Raw genomic sequence first — 23244 nt, 5'->3', positions numbered from 1 at the left:
ACTGGTATGTTTTTATAAAACTTTAGCTTTTTACTTCAGGCAGCTTGCACCGACTGGCCCGCGTCCACGTTGGCCAGCATGTCGGTGACCATCTGCTCGACGCCGATCTGCGCTTTCCAGCCCCAGTCTGCGTGGGCACGGCTGTCGTCCAGGCTTTGCGGCCAGCTGTTGGCGATAGCCTGGCGGCTGTCCGGCTTGTAGCTGATCTTGAAATCCGGGACCATGTGCACGATGGCCTTGGCCAGTTGCTCCGGGTTGAACGACACGCCGGCCACGTTGTAGGACGAGCGGATCTTGACCTGCGAGGCAGGCGCGTCCATCAGTTCGATGGTGGCGCGGATCGCATCCGGCATGTAGATCATCGGCAGGGTCGTGGTCGCGTCCAGGAAGCAGTCATAGCGCTCACCGCGCAGGGCGGCGTGGAAAATCGCAATCGCGTAGTCGGTGGTGCCGCCGCCTGGAGGCGATTTATAGCTGATGATGCCTGGATAGCGGATGCTGCGCACGTCCACGCCGTACTTGTTGAAGTAGTACTCGCACAGGCGCTCGCCGGCCAGCTTGCTGATGCCGTACATCGAGGTCGGGTCCATCACCGTCATTTGCGGCGTGTTTTCCTGTGGCGTGTTCGGGCCGAAGGCGGCGATCGACGATGGCCAGAAGATACGCAATGGCTTACCTGCCTCGCCGCGCTCGCGCGCCAGTTCCAGGATATTGAGCAAGCCATCCATGTTCAGGCTCCAGGCCTTCAAGGGCGCTGCTTCGCCGGTGGCCGACAGCATCGCTGCCAGCTGGTACACCTGGGTGATATTTTCATCGGCGACGATCTTCGCCAGGCCGTCCTTGTCCAGCACGTTCAACTGCGCGTAGCGCTTGGCCTGGTACAGATTATTCGTGCCGATGTCGCTGGCGATGACATTGTCCGCGCCGTGCTGCAGCGCCAGCGCGCCCACCAGTTCACTACCGATTTGGCCGTTTGCGCCGATAACTAAAATGCGTTCCATGTTCTTCTTGTCCTGATTACTTTTATTGATTAATCGTTGCATCGGTCTTCAGCAGGCCCAGTTCCTTGCCAGCCTGTTCAAACGCGGCCAGCACCTTGACCAGCTGTTCGCGGGTGTGGGCGGCGGACAGCTGCACGCGCACGCGGGCCTGGCCCATCGGCACGACCGGGTAGAAAAAGCCCGTCACCAGCACGCCCAGTTCATACAGGCGGGCGGCAAACTTTTGCGCTACCGGTGCGTCAAACAGCATCACCGGCACCACCGGGTGCGTACCTGGCTTGATGGTGAAGCCGATGCGTTCGATTTCGCTGCGGAAGAAAGCCGTGTTCTCATGCAGGCGGTCGCGCAGTTCGGTCGACTTGGCCAAACGCTCCAGTACCGACAACGAAGCGCCGGCGATCGATGGCGCCAGGGTGTTCGAGAACAGATAAGGGCGCGACTTCTGGCGCAGGGTGTCGATGACTTCCTTGCGGGCCGAAGTAAAGCCGCCCATCGCGCCGCCCAGGGCCTTGCCCAGGGTGCCCGTGATGATGTCGATGCGGCCCATCACATTGTGGTGTTCGTGCGTGCCGCGGCCGGTAGCGCCCATGAAGCCGGAAGCGTGGCATTCGTCGATCATCACCAGCGCGCCGTATTGGTCGGCCAGGTCGCAGATCTTGTCCAGTTGCGCAATCGTGCCGTCCATCGAGAATACGCCATCGGTGACGATGACCTTGTGGCGCTTGCCGGCGGCGACGGCTGCTTGCAGCTGCACTTCCAGGTCGGCCATGTCGTTGTGGGCATAGCGGTAGCGGCCAGCCTTGCACAGTCGGATGCCGTCGATGATCGATGCGTGGTTCAGCGCGTCGGAAATGATGGCGTCGTTTTCATCGAACAGCGGCTCGAACACGCCGCCGTTGGCGTCGAACGCCGCGGCGTACAAAATCGTGTCTTCCGTGCCCAGGAAGCTGGAAATGGCTTGTTCCAGTTCCTTGTGCACGGTTTGCGTGCCGCAGATAAAGCGCACGGACGACAGGCCGTAACCGTATTTTTCAGTGGCGGCGATCGACGCCTGCTGCGTTTGCACGTCGCCGGACAGGCCCAGGTAGTTATTCGCACACATATTGATCAGGGTGCGGCCATCGTCGCACACCACTTCAGCGCCCTGGCGCGAGGCGATCACGCGCTCAGGCTTGTACAAGCCTTGCTGGCGCAGTTGATCGAGGTTCTGTTGCAGACCGCTGAAAAAGGTGTTCTTCGCTTGCTCGCTCATGTTGATCCTTTTGATCCTTTGATCTTTATATGCCGCTGCCGGCACGGTTGTATGCTGATATGGCTTGTATTGAATGAATAACAAGCCGAAAAATAGACAAAATGCAAAGTCCGGCGCTTGACCGGCCCTCGCTGTATGCTGTACCGTGAAGCGCTGTTCGAAGTTTACACGTTTCCGTGATTTTCTTCTGAATCCACTATTTCGAACTAAAATTCAATATAGTGGATATTACCCAAGCCTATTGAACTTTGCAAGCCAACTGCCGATGAAAAACAGTGTTTCGACCAATTCTCCGCCCGAAGTGGGCGCCACCCTGCAACGGCTGCGCCTGGCGCGCGGCCTGACACTGGAGGATTTGTCACGCATCGCCGGCGTATCGAAGTCCATGCTGTCGCAAATCGAGCGCGAAAAAGCCAATCCCACCATCGCCATCACCTGGCGCCTGGCCAATGCGCTGGGCGTGCAGATCGGCGAATTGCTGTCGAGCGCGGAAAAGGCCGTGGAAACCATCCGCGTCACGGACGCCCACGAAACCCCCACCCTGCCCGGCGACCACGCCGGCTACGTGCTGCGCATCCTGGGCCCGATGGAACTGGCCGGCAAATATGAATGGTATGAAGTGACCCTGGCGCCGGGCGGCGAACTGGCTTCCCAGCCGCACGATCCGGGCACCACCGAACACCTGACCGTGATTCACGGCAACCTGGAACTGGAAGTGGGCGCAGCCAGGAAAAAGGTCAAGAACGGCGGCACGGCGCGCTATCCGGCCGATTTGCCGCATACGATACGGAACCTGGGGAAAACCGAGGGCAAGGCTTTACTGGTCGTGATACACCGCTAATTGAGTTTGGGGTCAGACCGGCCGGGTCTGACCCCAGCCCTGTTGCGCCTTCTTCTGCAGTGCGCAACAGGCCTTTGCCCTCATGCTAAGATTCCGAAATAGACAAGATTTCCAGGCCTGGATGTCTTAGCAGAGCGTTGCAGCACATCCCGGCTCTTCCCCAGCATTGCGGCCCCGCGCACGGCATCCAGGCTTTAACGCTTTTACGGAGCCAGACCGCGATGACCATTTCCGACAGCACCACCACCTTCGCCAATAAAAAAGTCGTCCAGTACGACCCCGACCTGCCCTACGATCCTTCGCCGGACATCGTTTACCGTTTGTCGCTGGAATACGATGACGAAGGCAAGATGGATGAGTTGATCGCCAGCTTCCTGGACAAGGCCGACAAGACCACGTTGTCAGCACTGATCATCGGCATGTGGGGCGATCCCTACGAATCGGGCGCCGACGAGGTGATGGCGGCGCTGATCGCCCGCGCCGCCGAACTGCCCAGGCTGCGCGCCCTGTTTATCGGCGACATGACGTACGAAGAATGCGAAATCTCGTGGATCGTCCAGGGCAGCTACAAGCCCTTGCTGGACGCTTTCCCCCTGCTGGAGGAATTGCGCATCCGTGGCGGCAATGCGCTGGTGATCGAGCCGTTCGCGCACCAGCATTTGCGCAAGCTGACCATCGAATCGGGCGGCCTCGATGAAAAGATCGCCCTGGCGCTGGCGCAGTCGAGCATGCCGCAGCTGGAACACCTGGAGCTGTGGCTGGGCACGGACGACTACGGTTTTTCGGGCGACGTGACGGTGTACTGGAAGCTGCTGAAGCAGCTGGCCGTGCCGAGCCTGCGCTACCTGGGCTTGCGCAACGCGGAAATCGCCGACGAGCTGGCCGTCTGGCTGGCGAAAGAGCCGCTGGTGGCCCAGCTCGACATCCTCGACCTGTCGCTGGGCACGCCGAGCGACCTGGCGGCCGTCGCCGTGCTGAACCACACGCAGCTGGGCAAGCTGAAACGCCTGGACCTGTCGCACCATTACATCTCCAAGGAGAATCAGGCCAAGCTGAAGGCGCTGCCCTTCGAGGTGGTGCTGGACGACGAGCAGCAGGAAGACCTGGACGGCGACGATTTCTACCGCTACGTGGCCGTCGGCGAATAAGGTTGTCCAAGCCTCTTACCCTGCTGGCCACCAGCGGCAGCAAGCGCGTGCGCCTGATGCAGGCGGCGCGCGCGCAACTGCACCTGCCGCCCGCGCAGGTGCTGGAATGGCGCGACTGGTTGCGGCAACCGTCGCTACTCGATACTGCGCTGGCCCAGCCTGGCGTATTCAAGATCGAGCCGCCCGGCGACGACCCGGCCGCGCATCGACACTTGCTGCACGATGGCTGCCGTTCGCTGGGCCGGCCGCCCGTGCCCGCGCCCGAACACGGCGAACTGCTGGCCATGGATGCCTGGTTTGGCGGCTTTAAAGCTGCCATGGAAGGACTCGCCAGCCAGCTGGCCGCCTTGCCGCAAACGCGCGTTTTTAATGCGCCAGCCGACATCGTCCTGATGACCGACAAGCTGGCTTGCCAGCGCCACCTGGCGGCGCACGGCGTGCCTGTCCCGGCACTGCTGGGACCCGTGCATGGCTACGCGCATTTGCAGTCGCTGTTGCGCGAACATGGGCTTGACCGCGTGTACCTGAAACCGCGCTACGGTTCTTCCGCTTCGGGCGTGGTCGCCTATCGCCGGAACAGGGCGGGCCGCCAGCAAGCCACCAGTTCGGCCAGCCTGCAGCAAATGAACGGCGAACCACGCCTGTTTAACCACAAGCGCATCTCGCGCTATGAATCTGCCAGCGAAATCGCTACCCTGGTCGATACGCTGGCACAACAGCAGCTGTACGCGGAAGCATGGCTGCCAAAGCCGCGCACCGGCGACAGCCATTACGACCTGCGCGTGGTCACGCTGGGAGGCCAGCCCGCGCACCGGGTGGCCCGCATCGGCGCGCAGATGATGACCAATCTGCACCTGGATAACCAGCGCGGCGACGCGGCCAGCCTGCTGAACTGCGCCGACATGGCGGCGCTGGAGTCGGCCGCCACCCTGGCCGCCAGCGCTTTCCCTTGCAGCACAGTCGCCGGCCTGGACCTGGTGGTGCGCCATGGCCAGGCCCATGTGCTGGAAGCGAATGCCTTCGGCGACCTGCTGCCCGGCCTGTTGTGGCAGGGCGACGATACTTATACGGCCCAACTGCGCCACCTTCACCATGCCTGACAACCCATACCCTATCCCCGACATGCACGCCATCGTGGGCAGTCACGATATCGCCTTCATCACGCTCGACACCTTGCGCTATGACGTGGCGCAAGCATTATATGAAGCGGGCGAATTGCCCGTGCTGGGCCGCCTCCTGGCTCCCTGCGGCTGGGAACGTCGCCACTCGCCCGCCACCTTTACCTATGCCGCCCACCAGGCCTTCTTTGCGGGCTTTTTACCCACGCCAGCGCTACCTGGCCGCCATCCGCGCCTGTTTGCCAGCGCCTTCGCGGGCAGCGAGACCACCTCGCCGCATACCTGGACATTTGACGAAGCCGATCTCCCTGCCGCCCTGGCGGCGCGCGGCTACCGCACCATCTGCATCGGCGGCGTCGGCTTCTTTAACAAGCAGACTGCCCTGGGTACGGTGCTGCCGAATCTGTTCCAGGAAAGCCACTGGAGCGCCGGCATGGGCGTGGCCAGCCGCCATTCGACGGAAAAACAAGTCAGGCTGGCCGTCGCACGCCTGCAGGCCAGCGAAGAGCGCACTTTTTTATTCATCAACGTGGCCGCCCTGCACACGCCCAACCGCGCCTACCTGCCCGGCTGCAAAGCGGACAGCCTGGATAGCCACGCGGCAGCGCTGCGCTATGTCGATGGCGCGCTGGCGCCCCTGTTTGCCGCCTGCGCCGCCCGCGCGCCCACGTTTGCCATCGTTTGCTCGGACCACGGCAGCGCCTATGGCGAAGATGGTTATCGGGGCCACCGCGTGGCGCACGACAGCGTATGGAGCGTGCCCTATGCGCACTTCCTGATAGAACATACACAGAAAGCATTACCCCTACCGTGAATCCATCCGAAACAAGCCTGGCGCAGCGCATGCGCCACACGCCCTACCAGGCGTATTCCTATTCGTATCCGCACAAGGCCGCCTACCGCAGCCTGGCGCAAGCCGCGCCGCTGGCGCCCCTGTGGGCGCAGCAGGACCGTTCCGCCCTGTTCGCCTATATCCACATTCCGTTTTGCGAAATGCGCTGCGGTTTTTGCAATCTGTTCGCCATGGCACGCCCCAGTGCCGGCATGGTCGAACGCTATGTACAGCAGGTGCTGCTGCAAATGCGTGCGCTGGATGGCGCCCTCGGTGAACGGCGCTTTGCCCGCTTCGCGCTCGGTGGCGGCACGCCCACCTATTTGTCGGCGACGCAGCTCGACACCTTGCTGTGCGGCGCGCGCGACATCCTCGGCATCGATCTGCAGCATACGCCGGCCGGCATCGAAGCCTCGCCGGAAACCATCACGGCTGAACGCCTGGCCGTCTGCCGCGCGCACGGCATCGACCGGGTCAGCCTGGGCATCCAGAGCTTTGCGGCCGGAGAGATGCGCGCGCTGGCGCGACCGCAGCAAAATGCCACCGTCCATCACGCCATCGGCCTGATACGCGCAGCCGGTTTCCCCACCCTGAACCTGGACCTGATCTACGGCATCGCCGGGCAGACGGTGGATAGCCTGCTGGCTTCGATCGACAGCGCGCTGGCCTTCCAGCCCGAAGAGCTCTACCTGTATCCGCTGTATGTGCGTGAACAAACGGGCCTGGGCAAGGTGGCGCGCCGCCAGGGTGCAGCAACCTTGAACCCCATCATGCTGGCGCGCGATGGCGACAGCCGATTGGTCCTGTACGCGGCGGCGCGCGACCATTTGCGCGCACGGGGATATGAACAAGTCTCGATGCGCATGTTCCGCGCCCCCCATGCGCCGGAACAGAACGGCCCCTCGTATTGCTGCCAGAACGATGGCATGGTGGGGCTGGGCGCGGGCGCCCGCTCGTACACAACAGGCTTGCATTATTCGAGCCAGTACGCAGTGGAGCGCACGCAAACCATCGGCATCATCGAACAATACCTGGCACTGGACGAGGCGCAGTTTGCGCACGCTGAACACGGCTATGTGCTGGACACCGCCGAGCAGCAGCGCCGCTATGTGATCCAGTCGCTGCTGACGGAACCGGGCATGGACCGCGACGCCTACACGGCCCGCTTCGGCACGCGCTGCGAAGCAGACTTGCCGCAGCTGGCAGAGCTGCATGCATTGAAACTGGTGCAAGAAGATGGCCGCTGGCTGCGCCTGAACCAGCAAGGCTACGCGTATGCCGACACCATCGGTCCCTGGCTGGCGTCCGACACGGTGCGGACGCTGATGGCGGAAGGCGGCCCGGCGTGCTGACGGCGCCAGCAAACATCTTGTCGCTGCTGTACCGGGGCACCCTGGCCAGTTGCAATTACGCCTGCGGCTACTGCCCGTTCGCCAAGAAGCAGGATAGCCGGACCGCACTGGCCCGCGATGCGCGCGAAGTGGCCAGGTTCACGGGCTGGGTGACAGAACAGAATCGCCCCATCAGCGTGCTGTTCACGCCGTGGGGCGAAGCGCTGGTGCGGCGCCATTACCGCACCGCCATGCAAACCCTGGCCACCCTGCCCCATGTGCGGCAAGTGGCGCTGCAAACCAATCTGTCCGGCCCCCTGCATTGGCTGGAAGGTTTGCCCGGCCTGGAAAAAATCGGCCTGTGGTGCACCTATCACCCGGGCCAGACCACCCTGGCCCGCTTCCTGGAGCGCTGCGCGCGGCTCGACGCGATGGGTGTGCGTTACTCGGTCGGCATGGTCGCCATGCCCGAACACTATGACGCCATCCGCGCCTTGCGCGCGGCCCTGCCCGCGCAAACGTATCTGTGGCTGAACGCGTATGACCGGCGCGGCCCCGCTTATTACAGCACCGAAGACCTGGCCTGGCTCGATGCCATCGACCCGTGGTTTGCCCTGAACCGCCGCCCCGTGCCTTCACGCGGCAAGCCTTGCCTGGCGGGTGAATTGTCGCTATCGGTCGATGGCGACGGCGAACTGGCGCGCTGCCATTTCGTGCCCGAACGCCTGGGCAACCTGTACACGGACCAGTTGGAAGATATGCTGCAGGAACGCAGCTGCCCCCGCTTCAAGTGCGACTGCTATATCGGTTACGCGCAGCGCAAGGACTTGCCGTTCCAGCCTGTATTTGGCACGGGCGTGCTGGCCCGCATCGCGCCGCAGCAATAAAAAAAAGCGCGGGCTGACTGCGCCCGCGCTTTTTACTATCCAACTACTGACTGATTACTGCCCCGCCACCTTGGCCGGCTCCGTCATGTGCAGCGAGCGGCTGAGGAAGCCCCAGCGGTCGGCCACTTCTTCGATCTGCTTGGTGGTCGGCTTGCCGGCGCCATGGCCTGCCTTACTGTCGATGCGGATCAGCACCGGCGCAGGGCCGCCTTGTGCCGCTTGCAGGGCGGCAGCAAACTTGAAGCTGTGGGCAGGCACCACGCGGTCGTCATGGTCGGCGGTGGTGATCATGGTGGCTGGATAGCAGCCGCCCGCCTTCAGGTTGTGCAGCGGCGAGTATTTCAGCAGCGCCTTGAATTGCTCGGCGTCATCCGACGAGCCATAGTCGGGCACCCAGCCCCAGCCCACGGTGAACTTGTGGAAACGCAACATGTCGAGCACGCCCACTTGCGGGATGGCGGCAGCGAACAGCTCAGGACGCTGGGCCAGCACGGCGCCCACCAGCAGGCCGCCATTGCTGCCGCCGCCGATCGCCAGTTTCGATGGCGAGGTCACCTTGTTCGCTTCCAGCCATTCGGCCGCGCCGATAAAGTCGTCGAACACGTTTTGCTTGTTCAGCTTGGTACCAGCCTGGTGCCAGGCTTCGCCGTATTCGCCGCCGCCGCGCAGGTTGGCCATCACATAGACGCCGCCCATTTCCACCCAGGCCAGGTTTGCCACGGAGAAAGTTGGCGTGAGCGAAATATTGAAGCCGCCATAGCCGTACAGATAGGTCGGGTTGTTGCCGTCAAGTTTCATGCCTTTTTTCGAGACGATGAACATCGGCACATTGGTGCCGTCGCGGCTGGTGAAGAATTGCTGGCGCACGTCAAACGCGGCCGGATCGAAATCGACCTTGGGCTGGCGGTAGATGGTGCTCTTGCCGGTTTTCATGTCGTAGCGGTAAATCGTCGCCGGCGTGGTGAAGCTGGTGAACGAGTAGAACGTTTCCGTGTCGCCCCGTTTGCCCGCAAAGCCGCCTGCCGAACCGATGCCTGGCAAGGCGACTTCCCGCACCAGCTTGCCGTTCAGGTCGGTGATCTTGACTTGCGTCTGCGCATCTTTCAAGTAATCGAGCACCAGCTGGTTGTTCAGGATATTCGCCGAGACCAGGGTTTCCTCGCTTTGCGGCACGACTTCTTTCCAGTCGGCCGGCGCAGGTTTGCGCGTATCGATGGCGATCACGCGCGATTTCGGCGCCTTGTTGTCGGTGGCGAAATAGAATACGGGACCGATATTGTCGATGAACGAGTACGATGCGTCGAACTCTTCCAGCAAGCCGACCACCTTGGCATTTTTCTGGCGCAAGTCCTTGTAGAAGATGCGGTTCTTGCGTTCCGTGCCTTGCGTGGCCGTGATGATCAGGTAATTGCCGTCATCGCTGACCTTGCTGCCGCCAAACGCCCATTCTTTCTGGTCAGGACGGTCGAACACCAGCACGTCGTCGCTTTGCGGCGTGCCGATCTTGTGGAAGTACAGTTTCTGGAAGTAATTGATATCGGCCAGCTTGGTCGCTTCTTTCGGCGCGTCATAGCGGCTGTAGAAGAACCCGCTATTGTCCTTGGTCCACGAAGCGCCCGAGAACTTGGCCCACTGGATATGGTCCGCCAGGTCCTTGCCCGTTTCGATGTCGCGCACCTTCCATTCATTCCAGTCGGAACCGGAAGCGGCCGTAGCGTAGGCCAGGTACTTGCCGTTCGGGCTGATCGAGGTGCCGGCCAGCGCCACCGTGCCATCGGTCGACAGGGTGTTCGGGTCGAGCAGCACGCGCGGTTCGTCCGTCAGTTTTTTCACCGTGTACAGCACGGCCTGGTTTTGCAAGCCGTCGTTGCGGCTGTAGAAATAGCGGCCGCCCTGCTTGGTTGGCGTAGTGAAACGCTCATAATTCCACAGCTTGGTCAGGCGCTGCTTGATGGCTTCGCGTTCCGGGATGGTGCCCAGATAGGCTTGCGTCACCTTGTTTTGCGCCACGACCCAGTCGTGCGTTTCAGCACTGTTGGCATCTTCCAGCCAGCGGTACGGGTCGGCAATGGTGGTGCCGAAATAGCTGTCTTGCTGATCGACTTTTTTGCTGACCGGATACGTTACGGTCGCGCCGTCGCCGGCTGGGCAAGTTTGTGCCATGGCATTGCCACCGAAAGCGGCCAGCAAGCTGAATATGAGGGTTGCACTACGTAATTGCATGGGTTGTTTGTCTCATTGTTGGATATCGAAGAAAGCAGGCCGCGCATTGACTATTTCAACTACCTCACTGCGTGCGGCGGCTGCCCATGATGACTTTCGCCAAGATAAATCATAGCGTGTATCACAACTTTTAAAGCACAGTTATCAGCCAGGATTGCCATCTTTTATTTTGCAAAATTATAATAATCGCCATCGTAAAAACGGTTTTCCGTGAAAAATGGAAAACTGGGCCTGGTCGCAACCCTTGTCAGAATTGACTGCATTTCATCAAGTTGTCATAAAAGATCTTTACCATGGGCAACATGATCATGGCGCTGATTGCGGCCATGCCGACTCCTGCGCGTCCAGACTTGCCCTTATGCACACTCTTCCCTTCCCCGCCACCTTGCCTGCGCACGATGCGCCGCCATCGAATGTGGCTTACCTGAAGCCATCGCTGGTGGCGGCCGGGCCGGAAGGGGCGGCGGAAGAGTTGCATGACATTATTAACGGCCGCAAACTGAGCGCCCTGTTCCAGCCCATCATCCATATGCATAGCGGCGACATCATCGGCTATGAAGGCTTGATACGGGGGCCGTCCGACAGCCCTCTACATGCACCGATGAATCTGTTCAAGGTGGCGCGCGCCAGCGGCCTGACCCTGGAAGTGGAACATCTGTGCCGGCAAGTGGTGCTGGAATGCTTCGCCGAACTGGGGCTGCCGGGTAAACTGTTTCTCAATGTCAGCCCGGAATGCCTGCTGCTGCGCAATGCGCGCCATGGCGAAACGCTGGAATACATCGAGCAGATCGGCATCAATCCGGACCGCGTGATCATCGAGCTGACGGAAAACCAGCCCACCTACGATTACGACCTGATGCGCGAGGCGGTGCTGCACTACCGCAATATGGGTTTCCAGATCGCCATCGACGACCTGGGCGAAGGCTTTTCCAGCCTGCGGCTATGGTCGGAACTGCGGCCTGAATATGTGAAGATCGACATGCATTTCATCCAGGGCATCAATAATGACCCCGTGAAACTGCAATTCGTGCGCTCGATCCAGGAAATCGCGGAAAAATCAGGCACCCTGGTGATCGCCGAAGGCATCGAAACGCAAATGGAATTGCTGGTGCTGCGCGACCTGGGCGTGGCCTTTGGCCAGGGATATCACCTGGGCCGGCCGAATATGGCGCCGGCGCGCGCCCTGCCGGCCGAAGTGGTGCAGGCGCTGGGACGCAATGGGGTGGCCGTGTATCCGCAGCGCAGCAGCCTGGAAAAGAATGGCGCCAGCATCCGCAAGCTGCTGCACCTGGTGGCCGCCGTGTCGCCAGAGAAAAACAATAACGAGGTCTACGACATCTTTTTGAAGGAACCCAAGCTGATGATCATTCCCGTGGTCGACCAGGGCGTGCCGCTGGGCCTGATCAGCCGCTTCGAGATGATCGACCATTTTGCCCGCCCCTATCAGCGTGAGCTGTACGGCAAGAAGTCCTGCAGCCTGTTCATGGATGCCAAGCCCTTGATCGCCGACCATGAAACCAGCTTGCAGGAACTGAGCTACACCATGGTGCAGTCGGACGCCCATCATCTGTTCAACGGCTTCATCATTACCGAAAACGGCAAGTACCTGGGCATGGGCACGGGCCATGATCTGATGCGCGAAATCACGCAAATGCAGATCAATGCAGCCCGCTACGCCAATCCGCTCACGCAATTGCCGGGCAATGTGCCCATCAATGAACATATCGATCGATTGCTGCACAGCGGTAGCCGCTTCTGGGTCTGCTATTGCGACCTCGACCACTTCAAGCCGTTCAATGACGTGTATGGCTACCGCAAGGGCGACGATGTGATCCAGCTGACGGGGGAAATTCTCAGCAGCCATTGCGACCCGAACCGCGATTTCATCGGCCATATCGGCGGCGACGATTTCATGATCCTGTTCCAGAGCGAAGATTGGGAAAGCCGCTGCCAGGCCATGCTCGAGCGCTTTTCCAGCGCCATCCTCGATTTCTACAGCAGCAGCGATTGCGAACGCGGCGGCTACATCAGCGAAGACCGGCAGGGGAAAAAAGTGTTTTATTCGCTGATCAGCCTATCGCTGGGCGTGATCAAGGTCGAGGCGCACCAGTACTACACGCATCACCAGATCGCCACCCAGGCGGCCGAAGCGAAAAAGCAGGCCAAGAAAATCCACGGCAACAGCCTGTTCCTGGACCGCCGTCAAGGTGCGCCAGCACAGCGCATGGAAGCACCTTAGCGTTTTTGCTCGCCTACGCGCGCGGCGGCAATGGCGGCGGACGCGCCTGCCGCCATTGCCGCGTCAAGGCCTGCGCCTCGCCCAGGTCGGAGGAAGACAGTTCGCCGGCCAGCCCCGCGATCGCCGAACTGGCCGTGGCGTCGCCGCTCTGCGCGGCCAGTGCCGTCCACATATACGAGTGCACGGGACTTTTCGGCACGCCGCGTCCGCTGTTGTACATGCAGCCCAGGTTGTACTGGGCCAGCGCATGGCCTTGTTCCGCCGCCTGCTCATACCAGTGCACGGCCAGGCCATCGTCCTGCGGCACGCCCTGGCCATTCGCATACATCACACCGAGATTGTTTTGCGCGCTGGCGTCACCCTGTTCGGCCGCCGTGCGATACCAGCGCACGGCGCAGACAGGGTCGCGCGGCACGCCATGGCCGTTGGCGTACATCACGCCCAGGTTGAACTGCGCGTTGGAGGCCCCCTGGGCCGCCGCCTTGACATACCATTCCAGCGCCTGGCGCAGATCGCGTTCGATACCACGCCCGCCCGCACACATGCCGCCCATATTGTATTGCGCCAGACAATGGCCTTGCAGGGCCGCACGGCGGTACCAGCCAACGGCGCGCGCCTCGTCCTGCTCCACGCCCTGCCCCCGCGCCAGCATGACGCCCAGGTTGTATTGCGCATCGGCATCATCCTGTTCGGCGGCGCGCAACAGCCAGGCATACGCGCGCAGCTGGTCGGGCGCCACGCCCAGGCCTTCCGCATAGGCCACGCCCAATTGCCGCTGCGCCACCGCCAGGCCTTGCGCCGCCGCCTGGCGGAACCAGGCCACGGCTTGCGCATCGCTTTGCGCCACGCCCTGGCCCCGCTTGTAGACCAGGCCCAGGTTCAGCTGCGCCTGCATATCGCCCTGCAATGCCGCCTTGCGGAACCAGGCCAGCGCCAGCGCATCATTCTTTTTCGCTCCCAGTCCTTGCGCATAGGCTTCGCCCAGCAAGGACTGGGCGCTGGCCACGCCTTGTTCAGAGGCACGGTAAAACCAGGCCAGGGCCAGTTCATCGCTCTGCAGCACGCCACGGCCCTTGCGGTACATCTGGCCCAGGTTTTGCTGCGCCGAGGCATCGCCCTGCGCCGCCGCGCGGCGGAACCACAGCACGGCGTCTTCATCGCTCTGGGCCACGCCACGTCCGTGGTAATACATTGCCCCCAGATGATTCTGTGCAAAAGCCAGGCCCTGTATCGCCGCCAGGCGCAGCCAGACAAAGGCGCGCGCGTCGTCATGCGCGATGCCTTCGCCTTTCTTGTACATCAGTCCCAGATTGAACTGGGCGTAGGGATTGCCTTGCTCGGCAGCTGTGCGAAACCAGATATAGGCCTGATGGCTATCCCTGGCGGTCTGGTGCTTGTCCATATGCGCCCCTGTCCCCATGACACATTGCGCTGGCCGGCAGCACGCGCCCGGCCGCAGCCTGTGATGGCATTGTGTGTTGCTTGAATTGTAAATTCGATGCGGGAGAGAGGGTTGAGCGAACTCAATGGAGATAATAAAATATTATCGTTTTGATGAGTCCGCCTGAACCGTGGTTCAGCTGGACTGGCGGCGCTTTTGCAGATACTGGGGCACCTTGGCAGCGGCCAATTTATTGAGGGAAACGAGCAGGTCGGCATCGACATCGGCCAGGCCATAATTGCTGCGCAAATGGCGGCCGATATGGATCAGCACCTGCGCCGCCACTTCAGCGTCGGACTCGGCCCTGTGGGCGGCGCTCTTGAAGGCGATGCCCAACTGGCTCGACAGCAGGCCCAGCTTGTAGCTGGACAAGCCGGGAAACACGCGGCGCGACAGTTTCAGCGAACACACCAGCGACTGGTGTGCGGGCGCCAGTTGCAAGCGGGCGCTTTCGGCAACGAGGAATTTTTCATCGAAGCTGGCGTTATGCGCCGACAAGGCATCGCTGCCGATGAAGTCCAGCAACTGCGGCACCACTTCATCGACGGGCGGCGCATTGTCGACCATGGCCTGCGTGATGCCCGTCAAGCCCGTGATGAACGACGGTATGCGCGCCTTGCAATTGACCAGGGTGACATAGCGGTCCGTGATGCGCCCGCCTTCGATGCGCAGCGCCGCCACTTCCGTGATGCGGTCGCCCATGTCGGGCGACAGGCCGGTCGTTTCAAAGTCGAGCATCACGATCGGTTTTTCAAACACTTGCATAGACGGGCTTTCCAGGGGTAATGCGAAGAAGACTGATTATCAGCCAAACTTGCGCACGGCGTCCAGTGCCAGTCCCGCGCCGATACTACCAAATAGGTCGCCTTCCACCTTGCGCGCGGCCGGCACCAGGGCGGCGATCTTTTCACGCAGCAGGCGCACGCCGCTGGAACCGCCCGTAAAGAACACGGTGTCGACCGCGTCCGGCGCCACGCCCGCGTCGCGCAGCAGGCGCAGCACGGTGTCTTCCACCGAGGTGCACAGGTGGCCGATGGCGTCGTCGAACTGGCTGCGTTTCAGCAACAGGCTTTGCGCTGGCGACAGGCGGTCCAGTTCCAGCTGCACTTCGGCCGCATCGGACAGGGCGATCTTGCCCTCTTCCACTTTCATCGCCAGCCAGTGGCCGGCGCGCTCATCGATCAGCTTTTGTAAGCGCCCCATCTTATCTTGCTCGCGTGCATCACGGCAGACATCGGCCAGCTGCACCCAGATTTTCTTGGTGTAGGCCAGGTTGATGGTGTGCCAGGTCGCCAGGTTGAAATAATAGCTGGACGGCACTTCGCTATTGTTGTGCAGGCGGCTGCCATAACCGAGCAAGGGCATGACGGACGACAGGCTCAGGTATTTATCGAAGTCCGTACCACCGATGTGCACGCCGCCGGTGGCCAGGATATCGTCGCGGCGCTCAGCCTTTTTGGCCCGCTCGGGCGACAGGCGCACCAGCGAAAAGTCCGAAGTACCGCCGCCGATGTCGGCGATCAGCACCAGTTCTTCGCGCTCGATTTGCGATTCATAATCGAAGGCGGCGGCGATCGGCTCGAACTGGAAGGCGATGTCCTTGAAACCGACGGAACGGGCTATCTCGGCCAGGGTGTCTTGCGCCAGCTGGTCGGCCTGGGCATTGTCGTCGATAAAGAAGACGGGACGGCCAAACACGGCCGAGGTGAATTCGCGGCCAGCCGACTGTTCGGCGCGGCGTTTCACTTCACCGATAAATTGCGACATCAGCAAGCGGAAGGGCAAGGCGCGGCCGCCCACTTCCGTCTGGCCATCGATCAGGCTGGTGCCCAGCAAGCTTTTCAGCGAACGCATCAAGCGGCCTTCGTAGCCGGCCAGGTATCCGGCCAGCGCGGCGCGTCCATAGCTGACTTCTTCGTCTTCCGCGTTGAAGAAGACCACCGATGGCAGGGTCGTCTTGCCGTCTTCCAGACTGAGCATGGTGTTCTGTCCTGGACGCGCCCAGCCTACCGTGGAGTTTGATGTGCCGAAATCGACGCCGCAAGCATAGACCATGTCGACCCTTCCATGAATTAAAGGGGCGTTATGCTACCAGAACATGCCTCTTTGCACCAGAAAAACCGCCATTCCCCTTCACACAGACATAGTTTGCGCTGTGTCAATCAGCAGCTTCGGACAAAAGCTACTCTTAAGAAATTGACGCCCAGCAATTTCGCCGCCCTCCGGAGACTCCCTGTGAAATCTCGCCACGCCCCCGTTCGCCTGTCCTGGCTTGCCCTTGTTTTCACCGTGTCCGTAGCAAGCCTGGCCGGCTGTGGCGGCGGTGCAGCCGAAGCCCAGCCAGCCGTCGGCTGTGCGCTGCAGGGCACGGCTGGCTGCGGCGGCACCCTGCCCGCCCCCATCAAACCGACTACCCCGCCGGTCACGCCACCGGTCACGCCGCCCGACCCGGCCAGCCTGGCAAGCGCCGTGCAACTGGTCTTTTCCAGTACGGAACTGCCATCGGCCGGCTTGCCTGGCAGCGAAGTGGCCGTGACGGCGCTGGTCAAGGATGGCGCCAACCTGGCCTTGCCGGGCGCGAAGATTTCCTTCAGTGCCGATTCCGGCATCCTCAGCGCCGTCGACGCCATCACCGACAGGAATGGCCTGGCGCGCGCCCTGCTGGGCACCGGCGGCGCCAACAGCAACCGCAGCATCAAGCTGACGGCCACGGTCGGCGCGCAAAGCGGTAGCGGCACGGTGGCCGTTACTGGCAGCACCATCGACATCGTCGGTCCCTCCGCCTTGACGCGCGGCCAGAACGCCGACCTGATCCTGACGGTGCGCGATTCAGCCCGTAAACCGGTGGCGGGCGCGGCCATCAGCTACAGCACGGGCAGCGGCAACAGCGTGCGCGTCAGGGACGGCGGCGCCGCCGTCAGCAATGCCCAGGGCCAGCTGGTGCTGCGCCTGACGGCGGGCGCCCTGGGCCAGGATGCGGTCTCGGCCAGCGCACTCGGCGCCAGCATGTCGCAAGCCTACACGGTGGCCGGCAGCGATTTGCGCCTGACCCCGGCCGTGGGCCAGGATGCCAGCGGCGCAGACGTGTTGCAGGAAGTGCCGACCCTGGCCTGCCAGGCCATCGATGTGCGCTATGCGCGGGTGGACACGGGCGTGCCGCAGTCCGGCAGTGCCAGCCTGAACACTTCGCGCGGCGCGCTGTTTGGCGACAGCGCCTGCACCGCGCCCATCGCGTCCAGCCTGGTGTTTAGCAATGGCAATCTGCCGCGCAGCTACCTGCAGTCGGCCAACGCGGGACTGGCCACCATCACGGCGGCGGTAGCTGGCGGCCCGACGGCCCAGACGCGACTGGAATTTGTCGCGCTGCCTGGCCCCGCCAACAAGCTCAGCGCTCAAGCCGAGCCTGCCGTGCTCGGTTCGAACCATGGCAGCGACACCACGCAGGCAAGCACCATCAGCGCGGTGGTGCGCGACGGTCCGGTGAATAACCTGGTCAAGCACGCCCCCGTGGTATTCAGCATCTTGAGCGACCCCAGCGGTGGCTACCTGCGCCAGACGGGGGCCGTGCCGACCGGTTCGGACGGCATGGCGCAGAGCGTGTATGTGGCGGGCCCGGCCGATAGCGGCCGCGACGGCGTACTGATACAGGCGCGCATCGAAGGCGCCACGCAGGCGTCCGCCAGCGCACAAATACGCCTGACAGTGGCCCGCAAGGCCCTGTCGATCAAGGTCGGCACCGGCAATACCGTGCGCGAATACTCGACCAGCTTGCTGCAAAAGGAATTTGCGGTGCTCGTTTCCGACAGCGCCGGCAACGCGGTGCCCGGCGTGACCATCACGGCGGCCGCCTGGCCGGTGCGCTATGGCAAGGGCTATTACGTCTGGGAGGCCGACAAGGCAGACTTCCCCGACACGGGCGTATGGCGGCTGGCCCTGCCACGCTATAGTTGCGCCAATGAAGACGTGTTACGCAACGGCATTTATGATCGCGCTTACGACCTCAACGGCAACGGCGTGCTCGACCCCGGCATTCCGCTCGCCGTCAGCGCCAGCAGCGTCAGCGATGTGCTGGGCCTGTCCAGCGTCACCGTCAGCTATCCGCGCAACTACGGTTCCTGGGTGCAACTGGCGCTGACCGTGCGCGGCACGGTGGCCGGCACGGAATCGAGCACCACCATGGAACTGGCGCTGCCGACCCTGGCGAAGGATTTCAGCGAACGCCGCACGCCGCCGCCGGGCCAGACCAGCCCCTATGGCACGGGCCCCTGCGATACGCCAGATTGAGCCACGCCGCCATGGGCAGGCAAAAAATGCCAGGGCTGGAGCAAGTCCGCCGCCATGCCACTTGCCAATACACCATGCCATTTGCCACATGGGCAATGAAAGAAAAACAAGGAATCGGTCTTGCTATCAGGCAATCTTTTGCGCTATGCTCGTCCTGCCCGCCCGGCAAGACACTGTTTTTTTTATTCGTCCTCCGGGCCTGCAGGAATACCCAGAGACAGGTGGCCAGCCCGACCCATATGCAAAAAAAGACAACTGCAGCCCGTATTTCCAGCACCAGCACACCAGGCCCATCCGGCACCGAGCGCCGCGTCACCTCGTACGACGTGGCCCTGCTGGCCGGCGTGTCGCAATCGGCCGTCTCGCGCTGTTTCAAGCCTGGCGCCAGCGTGTCGCCCGCCACCCACGCCAAGGTCATGCAGGCCGCCATCGCCCTGGACTACATCCCGAACGCGGCCGCGCGCAGCCTGATCACGCGCCGCTCGAACCTGGTGGCCGTCATCATTTCCAACCTGGCCAATCTGTACTACCCGCAAATCTTGTCCGAGCTGAGCCAGCAGATCGCGCGCCAGGGCAAGCGCCTGCTGCTGTTCACTTTGGCACGGGAAGCCGACATCGGCAAGGCGCTGAACGATGTGTGGCAATACCAGGTCGATGGCGCCATCGTGGCCGCCTGGCTGTCCGACGAGCAAATGGCCGAATTTGCACGGCGCGACGTGCCGCTGGTCTTGTTCAACCGCAACCCGCGCGACAATGCCGTGCCCGCCGTGCTGTGCGACCAGGCCGAAGCGGCCCGGCTGCTGGTGTCGCGCCTGGCCGAGGCCGGCCACCGCCAGTTCGCCGTCATCGATGGCCCCGGCGATTCGTCCGTGGCGCAGGAACGCAAGTCGGGCGTGCTGGACCGCCTGCTGGAACTGGGCTTGCCCGCTCCCATCGTGGTCAGCGGCAATTACAATTACGCCAGCGGCGGACATGGTTTGCGCAAGGTCATCGACCGCCTGGGCCGGGTGCCGGACGCCGTGATCTGCGGCAACGACATCATGGCCATCGGCTGCCTGGATACGGCGCGCCACGAACTGGGCATCCAGGTGCCGCTGCAAATGTCGGTGGCGGGCTTCGACGCACTGGAAGCATCAGGCTGGCTCAGCTATGATATCACCACCTTGCGCCAGCCCGTGCAGAAAATGGCGGCCGAAGCCGTGATCATGCTTAACGAAGGCATGGAAAGGCGCGGCGGTTCAGCCGAACGGCGCCGCTATTGCTCGTATCTGGTGGAAGGCAGCACGGCCAGGCTGACGGCCGAGCCGCCGCATATCGCGCAGCGCTTCGGCCTGATGGCTGCGGCTTAGAAAAATGTCCGTGGCGTTGTTGCTTAGCCTTGCCGCACTGAAGTGCTGTCTGCGGCGTCGCGCCTAGCCACGGGCATTTTTCTGGCGCCGCAGGTTTTCTACGCTCAATAAAAAACCTTGCATCACTGCAAAGTTTTTTTGACTTCGACGCTAACAATATCAACCGAAAAACTTGCCCTTCAGCGCATTCAAGCCCTGGCTCAGCAAGTCGCCGCCTTCGGGTACCTGGCCATTCGGCGTCAGCTTGTCGATCAGTTGCGGCAGCAGCGCCGCCAGGCCGCCTGAGGCTGCATCGGGCGTCACGCCCGCTTTTTCCGCGATCTGGGTGACGGTATCGCTGCCCAGCGCATCCTTGATTTGCTGGCCGGATACGGGCGCATTTTCACCGTGGCCTATCCAGCTGGCCACCTGGTCGCCCAGTCCGCTCTCCTGGAACTTCTGCAGCAAGCCTTGCACCCCGCCATGCTGGTTGATCAGTTCCGTCACGCTGGCCAGCAAGCCCGACTGGCCTTCAGCGCCGCCCTCGCCCTCCGTGCCCTTGTTACCCAAGGCACCCAGTGCCTGTCCTGCAAGTTGATCCAGCAAACCCATACTCGCCTCCTGAACACGGTCAAATTGATGCCGGCGATTGCACGGCATGCGCACGCAGCCAGGGAAAACCCGGCCACGCAGCCATCGTACTACGAATGCGTCAATGGCTGAGCCACGATTTGCGCATAACTTTATGCGATGAAGATTGATCTATTTCCCAAGCGTACATGGAGAAAAATCAAAAACAGGTAAGATAAAATCTCTTATTGATTGACTACTTATTGACTACTTACTAAGGAGTGTCAGGATATGAATATCAACAAAGCGGTAGACAAGGCCTACGAAAAAAAGACCTTCAAGGAAATCGCCGACGCCCCCGTCGATGCGCTGCAAGGCGTGAGCGCCAAGGATGCCGAACTGCTGAAGCAGGCGTTCAATGTGAAAACCGTGCGCGACCTGGCTAACCTCAAGTATTCGAAATGGGCGCGCGCCATCGTCACCCTGGCCGATACCGAAGAGTAATCCTGACCACGCCAGGAGCGGCCGCTGGACGGCCGGTCCTGGCTCGACAAGCACATCGTGAACCCAGCTTTGACCCTGCCCGGCATGTGCTGGCCCCTGCACGCCACCGTAGGCAACATTGCCGTGACGACAGACACGATCAGCGGCCATTTCCGCGCCGGGGCGGGACGCGATGCTCTGGTGCCGTGCGATTTACTGCCTGCAGGAAAGTTTCGCAATGGCGCAGTCCGCCACTGGTGCTGCACCCATCAATGCTACTGGGGCACCCAGGCCGACCTGGCAGACTATGCCGCCTCGCATCAGATGCGCTGCAAGCAACACGCCAGCTCCCTGGGTTACGTGCTGTATCCGGAAGTGCTGGACATCAGCCGCTATCACGCCATCACGCTCGATTATCTGGCCGATGGCAGCATGCGTTTGCGGGCAAAAGCCAACGATGGCGGCGCCCTGCTGGCCCGCGACGTGAGCGCGCTGGCCATCGACATCCGCTCCCTGCCCGGCCTGTTTCAGCCATCCATTGTGCACATCAATATCACGCCGCCGGCAGCGCAGGCCTACGCGGCAGCGCTGAACCGGGGACTGGCCCTGGGCTGCGTCGATTGCCCCCGCTGCGGCCATCCGCACCTGGACCTGGGGGAGTTTGCGCTGAGTCCACACCGGCGACACCTGTGCGGCCATTGCGGCTACGATGCAGTACATGGCGCCGCTGCCTGCGTCTCGACGCCATTGCAGCGCCTGCGCGAGCATGCCTTGCGCAAGCCGGCCCACATCAAGCAGTGGTTTTAAAGCAGGAGCCATCATGCGGCACGACGACCAGCAAGCGAATACGCAAACCGAGCACGGCGACTTGTCCGACCTGCTCAGCGAACTGCGCATCCTGCTGCCCGGCGCGCAGATGCTGACGGCCTTCCTGATCATCCTGCCGTTTAATGGCGGATTTGCCAAAATAGACCAGGCGGAAAAGATCGTTTTCCTGGCCACCTTTATCTTTTCCATGAGCAGCCTGGTGCTGCTCAGCGCGCCGGCCATCGGCCACCGCATCATGCGCCCCTTGATCGACCGCGTACGTTTCAAGCGCGTGGCCGACCGCATCATGATGGCGGGCGCCCTGTGCCTGGCGCTGGCGTTTATCCTGGGCACCAACCTGGTCATGTCGGAAGTGTTCGGCCACCTGGCCGGCCTGATCGCCTGCGCACTGATGGCCGCGCTGATTGCTGGCGCGTGGTGGGCGCTGCCCTGCTATTTAAGCCGCGTCCGGAAGGTCTGAAGCAAGCGCTTGCGCCAGCAGGATTTCGCGGAAGATGCCCACCAGCGGACGCAGGTTCACCTTGTGCCAGGCGGCCCACAGCGGCGTGCGGTAGCTGAACCACGCCAGTTCACGCACCACCACGCCGGCCGGCACGTGCTGGCGCAGGCTGCGCTGTATCATCACCATGCCCAGCCCGGCCGCGACCAGTCCCAGCGCCGTCAGCGGCTCGGTGGCTTCCAGCCGGATATCGGGCGTAAAGCCGGCGCGGACGCAGGCAGCGACAAAATTGTCGTGTTTCAAGGCGCTGTCCTTGTTCAGCACGGCGACCTTGTGCAGCACGGCTATCCATTCCTGGCCGGCCAGGTCGGCTGGCGTCAGCTCCGCCTTGGCCGCCAGCGGGTGCGCCGCAGGCAGGGCCAGCAGCATGGGATCGCTGAGGATTTGCACGCTATCGAGGTCGGGATCATCCGGCAGCGGCGGCACGCACAGCAGTGCGATATCGAGGCTGCGCTGGCGCAAGCCTTCCACCTGCTCGGCCGAATGTAGGTTGTACAGCGCAATATGCACTTGCGGCCGGCCCACCCGCAAGGCCCGCAAGCCATCGGGCAACACGCCCGTATGCATGGCGTTATCGATATAGCCTATGCACAGACCGCCCTCGTCGCCACGGCCCAGGCGCCTGGCCAAGGATTCGAGCCGGTTGCCGTGCGTCAGGAAAGCACGGGTCTCGGCCAGGAAGGTATGGCCGTCGCGCGTCAGGCGGATGCGCTGGGCGCTGCGCTCGAACAGGATCAGCCCCAGCTTGTCTTCCAGCTGGGCAATCTGCCGGCTCAGCGGTGATTGTGAAATATGCAGGCGTTCGGCAGCGCGGCCCACGTGTTCTTCCTCGGCGACGGCGACGAAGTATTGCAGTTGTCGGATATCCAGCATGGCTTTGATTAGACCTTTTATGACTTAAGTTAAGCAAATTATGTCTTGGACAGGCTTAACTTGTCC

20 protein-coding genes are annotated in these 23244 nt (G+C 62.2%); 12 read left to right on the top strand and 8 right to left on the bottom strand.

Features of this window, described 5'->3' with window-relative positions:
* Positions 1-35: 35 nt before the first annotated feature.
* Both ACL9RI_RS11510 and kbl read right to left on the bottom strand, forming a co-directional pair.
* Positions 36-1001 (bottom strand): NAD-dependent epimerase/dehydratase family protein, encoded by a 966-nt coding sequence (locus ACL9RI_RS11510; RefSeq protein ID WP_422726709.1) that lies wholly within the window; start codon positions 999-1001, stop codon positions 36-38.
* 22 nt (positions 1002-1023) lie between these two features.
* Positions 1024-2253 (bottom strand): glycine C-acetyltransferase, encoded by a 1230-nt coding sequence (kbl, locus tag ACL9RI_RS11505; protein ID WP_422726708.1) that lies wholly within the window; start codon positions 2251-2253, stop codon positions 1024-1026.
* 265 nt (positions 2254-2518) lie between these two features.
* On the opposite strand from kbl, the gene ACL9RI_RS11500 reads away from it, so the two are divergent.
* From ACL9RI_RS11500 to ACL9RI_RS11475, 6 genes are all read left to right on the top strand, one after another.
* Positions 2519-3094, top strand: coding sequence for a helix-turn-helix domain-containing protein (locus ACL9RI_RS11500; RefSeq protein ID WP_422726707.1), 576 nt, complete (start codon positions 2519-2521; stop codon positions 3092-3094).
* Between the two features lie 221 nt (positions 3095-3315).
* Positions 3316-4242 carry an STM4015 family protein gene (locus ACL9RI_RS11495; RefSeq protein ID WP_422726706.1) on the top strand — a complete coding sequence of 309 codons (927 nt, stop codon included), beginning with the start codon at positions 3316-3318 and terminating at the stop codon, positions 4240-4242.
* 2 nt (positions 4243-4244) lie between these two features.
* Positions 4245-5342 carry an STM4014 family protein gene (locus ACL9RI_RS11490; protein WP_422726705.1) on the top strand — a complete coding sequence of 366 codons (1098 nt, stop codon included), beginning with the start codon at positions 4245-4247 and terminating at the stop codon, positions 5340-5342.
* The gene (locus ACL9RI_RS11485; protein ID WP_422726704.1) at positions 5335-6174 is read left to right on the top strand and encodes an STM4013/SEN3800 family hydrolase; all 840 of its coding nucleotides are present in this window, start codon (positions 5335-5337) and stop codon (positions 6172-6174) included. The genes ACL9RI_RS11490 and ACL9RI_RS11485 overlap by 8 nt, the downstream gene beginning before the upstream one ends.
* On the top strand, positions 6171-7544 hold the full coding sequence (locus ACL9RI_RS11480) for an STM4012 family radical SAM protein (protein ID WP_422726703.1): 1374 nt from the start codon (positions 6171-6173) through the stop codon (positions 7542-7544). The genes ACL9RI_RS11485 and ACL9RI_RS11480 overlap by 4 nt, the downstream gene beginning before the upstream one ends.
* Entirely contained in the window at positions 7538-8410 is an 873-nt protein-coding gene (locus ACL9RI_RS11475) for an STM4011 family radical SAM protein (RefSeq protein WP_422726702.1), read from the top strand. The genes ACL9RI_RS11480 and ACL9RI_RS11475 overlap by 7 nt, the downstream gene beginning before the upstream one ends.
* Before the next feature lie 54 nt (positions 8411-8464).
* On the opposite strand, the gene ACL9RI_RS11470 is transcribed toward ACL9RI_RS11475, so the two are convergent.
* Complete coding sequence (locus ACL9RI_RS11470) at positions 8465-10633, bottom strand: prolyl oligopeptidase family serine peptidase (protein WP_422726701.1); 2169 nt, start codon at positions 10631-10633, stop codon at positions 8465-8467.
* 358 nt (positions 10634-10991) lie between these two features.
* Between ACL9RI_RS11470 and ACL9RI_RS11465 the strand changes: the two genes are divergently transcribed.
* A complete protein-coding gene (locus tag ACL9RI_RS11465) occupies positions 10992-12872 on the top strand; it encodes a GGDEF domain-containing protein (protein WP_422726700.1) in 1881 nt (626 codons plus the stop codon).
* 13 nt (positions 12873-12885) lie between these two features.
* Here the strand turns inward: ACL9RI_RS11465 and ACL9RI_RS11460 are convergent, their stop codons facing one another.
* The 3 genes from ACL9RI_RS11460 to ACL9RI_RS11450 all read right to left on the bottom strand — a co-directional run bounded on the left by ACL9RI_RS11460 (position 12886) and on the right by ACL9RI_RS11450 (position 16368).
* Positions 12886-14274: a tetratricopeptide repeat protein gene (locus ACL9RI_RS11460; RefSeq protein WP_422726699.1), complete on the bottom strand. Its 1389-nt coding sequence runs from the start codon at positions 14272-14274 to the stop codon at positions 12886-12888.
* Positions 14275-14448: 174 nt separating this feature from the next.
* Positions 14449-15078 (bottom strand): PolC-type DNA polymerase III, encoded by a 630-nt coding sequence (locus ACL9RI_RS11455; protein WP_422726698.1) that lies wholly within the window; start codon positions 15076-15078, stop codon positions 14449-14451.
* Between the two features lie 39 nt (positions 15079-15117).
* Complete coding sequence (locus tag ACL9RI_RS11450) at positions 15118-16368, bottom strand: Hsp70 family protein (protein WP_422726697.1); 1251 nt, start codon at positions 16366-16368, stop codon at positions 15118-15120.
* 234 nt (positions 16369-16602) lie between these two features.
* On the opposite strand from ACL9RI_RS11450, the gene ACL9RI_RS11445 reads away from it, so the two are divergent.
* Both ACL9RI_RS11445 and ACL9RI_RS11440 read left to right on the top strand, forming a co-directional pair.
* Complete coding sequence (locus ACL9RI_RS11445; RefSeq protein ID WP_422726696.1) at positions 16603-18597, top strand: Ig-like domain-containing protein; 1995 nt, start codon at positions 16603-16605, stop codon at positions 18595-18597.
* A 239-nt stretch (positions 18598-18836) separates the two neighbouring features.
* Positions 18837-19946, top strand: coding sequence for a LacI family DNA-binding transcriptional regulator (locus ACL9RI_RS11440; protein WP_422726695.1), 1110 nt, complete (start codon positions 18837-18839; stop codon positions 19944-19946).
* Positions 19947-20105: 159 nt separating this feature from the next.
* Here ACL9RI_RS11440 and ACL9RI_RS11435 read toward each other — a convergent pair whose 3' ends face one another.
* Entirely contained in the window at positions 20106-20537 is a 432-nt protein-coding gene (locus ACL9RI_RS11435) for a YidB family protein (RefSeq protein WP_422726694.1), read from the bottom strand.
* 249 nt (positions 20538-20786) lie between these two features.
* On the opposite strand from ACL9RI_RS11435, the gene ACL9RI_RS11430 reads away from it, so the two are divergent.
* Genes ACL9RI_RS11430 through ACL9RI_RS11420 form a run of 3 tightly spaced genes read left to right on the top strand, consistent with a single transcriptional unit; the run spans position 20787 to position 22266 of the window.
* Complete coding sequence (locus ACL9RI_RS11430) at positions 20787-20999, top strand: hypothetical protein (RefSeq protein ID WP_183679037.1); 213 nt, start codon at positions 20787-20789, stop codon at positions 20997-20999.
* A 57-nt stretch (positions 21000-21056) separates the two neighbouring features.
* Positions 21057-21785: a hypothetical protein gene (locus ACL9RI_RS11425; RefSeq protein ID WP_422726693.1), complete on the top strand. Its 729-nt coding sequence runs from the start codon at positions 21057-21059 to the stop codon at positions 21783-21785.
* A gap of 13 nt (positions 21786-21798) precedes the next feature.
* Positions 21799-22266, top strand: a complete 468-nt coding sequence (locus ACL9RI_RS11420) for a DUF6328 family protein (RefSeq protein WP_422726692.1) — start codon at positions 21799-21801, stop codon at positions 22264-22266.
* On the opposite strand, the gene ACL9RI_RS11415 is transcribed toward ACL9RI_RS11420, so the two are convergent.
* Positions 22243-23178 carry a LysR substrate-binding domain-containing protein gene (locus ACL9RI_RS11415; RefSeq protein ID WP_422726691.1) on the bottom strand — a complete coding sequence of 312 codons (936 nt, stop codon included), beginning with the start codon at positions 23176-23178 and terminating at the stop codon, positions 22243-22245. The genes ACL9RI_RS11420 and ACL9RI_RS11415 overlap by 24 nt on opposite strands.
* Between the last annotated feature and the right edge of the window lie 66 nt (positions 23179-23244).

Source organism: Janthinobacterium sp. Mn2066 (genome assembly GCF_049319705.1).
Lineage (GTDB): Bacteria > Pseudomonadota > Gammaproteobacteria > Burkholderiales > Burkholderiaceae_D > Janthinobacterium.
This window is presented reverse-complemented; position numbering and strand designations above follow the sequence as displayed.

What these genes read in the sequence shown, in the direction of transcription:
- ACL9RI_RS11510 (WP_422726709.1), bottom strand. Translation starts at nt 1,001, where the DNA reads ATGGAACGCATTTTAGTTATCGGCGCAAACGGCCAAATCGGTAGTGAA.
- ACL9RI_RS11450 (WP_422726697.1), bottom strand. Translation starts at nt 16,368, where the DNA reads ATGGTCTATGCTTGCGGCGTCGATTTCGGCACATCAAACTCCACGGTA.
- ACL9RI_RS11485 (WP_422726704.1), top strand. Translation starts at nt 5,335, where the DNA reads ATGCCTGACAACCCATACCCTATCCCCGACATGCACGCCATCGTGGGC.
- kbl (WP_422726708.1), bottom strand. Translation starts at nt 2,253, where the DNA reads ATGAGCGAGCAAGCGAAGAACACCTTTTTCAGCGGTCTGCAACAGAAC.
- ACL9RI_RS11435 (WP_422726694.1), bottom strand. Translation starts at nt 20,537, where the DNA reads ATGGGTTTGCTGGATCAACTTGCAGGACAGGCACTGGGTGCCTTGGGT.
- ACL9RI_RS11440 (WP_422726695.1), top strand. Translation starts at nt 18,837, where the DNA reads ATGCAAAAAAAGACAACTGCAGCCCGTATTTCCAGCACCAGCACACCA.
- ACL9RI_RS11495 (WP_422726706.1), top strand. Translation starts at nt 3,316, where the DNA reads ATGACCATTTCCGACAGCACCACCACCTTCGCCAATAAAAAAGTCGTC.
- ACL9RI_RS11455 (WP_422726698.1), bottom strand. Translation starts at nt 15,078, where the DNA reads ATGCAAGTGTTTGAAAAACCGATCGTGATGCTCGACTTTGAAACGACC.
- ACL9RI_RS11420 (WP_422726692.1), top strand. Translation starts at nt 21,799, where the DNA reads ATGCGGCACGACGACCAGCAAGCGAATACGCAAACCGAGCACGGCGAC.
- ACL9RI_RS11460 (WP_422726699.1), bottom strand. Translation starts at nt 14,274, where the DNA reads ATGGACAAGCACCAGACCGCCAGGGATAGCCATCAGGCCTATATCTGG.
- ACL9RI_RS11465 (WP_422726700.1), top strand. Translation starts at nt 10,992, where the DNA reads ATGCACACTCTTCCCTTCCCCGCCACCTTGCCTGCGCACGATGCGCCG.
- ACL9RI_RS11470 (WP_422726701.1), bottom strand. Translation starts at nt 10,633, where the DNA reads ATGCAATTACGTAGTGCAACCCTCATATTCAGCTTGCTGGCCGCTTTC.
- ACL9RI_RS11415 (WP_422726691.1), bottom strand. Translation starts at nt 23,178, where the DNA reads ATGCTGGATATCCGACAACTGCAATACTTCGTCGCCGTCGCCGAGGAA.
- ACL9RI_RS11500 (WP_422726707.1), top strand. Translation starts at nt 2,519, where the DNA reads ATGAAAAACAGTGTTTCGACCAATTCTCCGCCCGAAGTGGGCGCCACC.
- ACL9RI_RS11430 (WP_183679037.1), top strand. Translation starts at nt 20,787, where the DNA reads ATGAATATCAACAAAGCGGTAGACAAGGCCTACGAAAAAAAGACCTTC.